This window comes from Adlercreutzia rubneri (genome assembly GCF_009755265.1).
GTDB lineage: Bacteria > Actinomycetota > Coriobacteriia > Coriobacteriales > Eggerthellaceae > Adlercreutzia > Adlercreutzia rubneri.
The window spans coordinates 1-2,071 of sequence record NZ_WPOO01000043.1 but is presented as its reverse complement, the minus strand read 5'-3'; the positions used below and the strand labels follow the sequence as shown (position 1 = coordinate 2,071).

Genomic DNA, 2,071 nt, shown 5'->3' with positions numbered 1-2,071 from the left:
CGCAAGGATTCCCAGCAGCAGGTGAAGATACGCGGCCACAGGGTGGAGCTGGGCGAGGTCGAGGCCGCCGTGGCCGGATGCCCCGGGGTGAAGGGGGCCGTGGCCGTCGTGGCCGGCGAGCGCGAGCATCTTTTTGCTGTCGCAATCCCTGCCATCAGCGAAGCCCCCATCGCCTCAATTAGCGAGAGATCGCCAGTCGAGAACAGGGAAGCTGAACACACGCGGCTCACTGCGCTTTCTAATATTCTTATCAAAGAGCGAGGCTTGTCGAATGACAGGCTTTTTACGAACGAGCAGAGTGACGAATCTTCTTCACGATATCACGCGGTTATCGAAATGCTCTCTCGCAACACTTCAAATTGCTCAACAGTATGCCGAGACAACGCATTGGAAGAAGCCGCTGATTTCTATGAAAAGATACTGACAGAAGCCGCAGACCCTTCCACGTTGTACGAAAGCGACAGGTTCTCTCCTGAAGCCCTCTTTCTCTCTCGCAACTCGTCCCAAAGAATCATTAAGGACGCAATCGCCACAATCAAGGCAATGGCTGAAACGCTTGGCCGCAAACTTAAAGTCGCTGATTTCGGATGCCGAAGTGGACGCATATCAGCCCTGTTGCTCCCCGAGGTCGCAGATACTATCTCGGAATACCATCTGCTCGACACTTCTCAATCTATGCTAGATATGGCCAAAACAAGGCTAGACGACTTTTCAGAAAAAGTGAGAACAGCAAAGCTTACAAAAGTTGTCGATCAAGATATTCATGCACGTTTCGATGTTGTGGTGTCGATAAACGCAATTCACACCATGGAAGAACCTTCTGAGGCAATAAGTGCTCTTGGAGAAACCCTAGCAGCAGACGGCAGGGCTTTCATTGTGGATCCCACCGAGTTTGCCCCTTCCGCAATGGTAACAGCTGCAATTGCCCAGTGCGCATTTGGCGATGGGGAACCGAGCGGTCTGCTTTCTCCCGAGAAATGGATCGACTCTCTTTCGGAGAAAGGATTGCGTGCCGACTGGGTAAAAATCGACGATGGCCTGTTCATCTCTCTGTCCAGCCGAACTTCTCCACCTATCGACCTCACACTTCTCCGCTCTACTCTAGAAAAAGAAGTTCCCGCATATATGGTTCCCGAGCATCTTGGAATCCTACCTTCTCAGCCGCTATCCAGAAACGGAAAAGTGGATAAAGGAAGCGTTAAAGACTGGGCTGAATTGTATTGCTCTTTCTGTGATGCATCTGACAATTATATTGAGCCAAATGGAGAAATCGAGAAAAAGGTTTCGTCTATATGGTCAAAATTCCTTGGAGGAAGGCGTGTCGGCCGCTACGATGGATTTTTTGAATACGGAGGAGACAGCCTAAGTGCTACGCGGATGATTTCCGCTCTTTCAAAAATTGGCATCAAAGCAAGTCTAAAGGAGCTTTTCGCCTCAGGAAATCTTGCAGACTTCTGCAAAGGGCTTTCCATTTCGTCTCCTAATAACTCCAAGGCAATCACTATCAATGAAGAGTTGAGATTTGAGCCGTTCGACCTCACCGAGGTACAGAGGGCATACACCATAGGAAGGACCAGCGGTCTCGACTTGGGCAAGGTAGGATCCTATTGCTTCTTCATGTTTGAAACTAGCGAATACAGTCACGACAGATTTGCATCAGCATGGAAGATTCTGCTCGAGCGTCACGGAGCCTTGCGCACTCTTCTAGTCAAGAATGGCGAGAAGCAGCAGGTGTATCGATCATCTGATCTGAATCTACCTCTGGCTGTCCAAAATGCAATGGATTCAAAAGATGCTCGTAAAATAGTCGAACAAGCAATGTCGCATAGATCGATAGATCTAACGAAATCTCCCGGCTTTGAAGCTCTCTCGGCAGTTTATAGCAGCGGTGCTGTTGTCGGTATTGGCTTCGACAACACTATGGTAGACGGCGTGAGCATGAGCACCGTTCTCGCCGAACTGGCCGAACTCTACGAGAACCCCGGGGCCGACCTCCCCGGCATCGGCCTGACGTTCAGGGATTTCGTCGTCGGGCACCGGAGAGACGGTCGCGAGGTTGAAGAGGCGGAGG

The 2,071-nt window shown here is 50.7% G+C and carries 1 protein-coding gene; it reads left to right on the top strand.

The window, feature by feature from the left end:
- On the top strand, positions 1-2,071 hold a 2,071-nt coding region (locus GO707_RS11775), incomplete at both ends, for a methyltransferase (protein ID WP_157013087.1).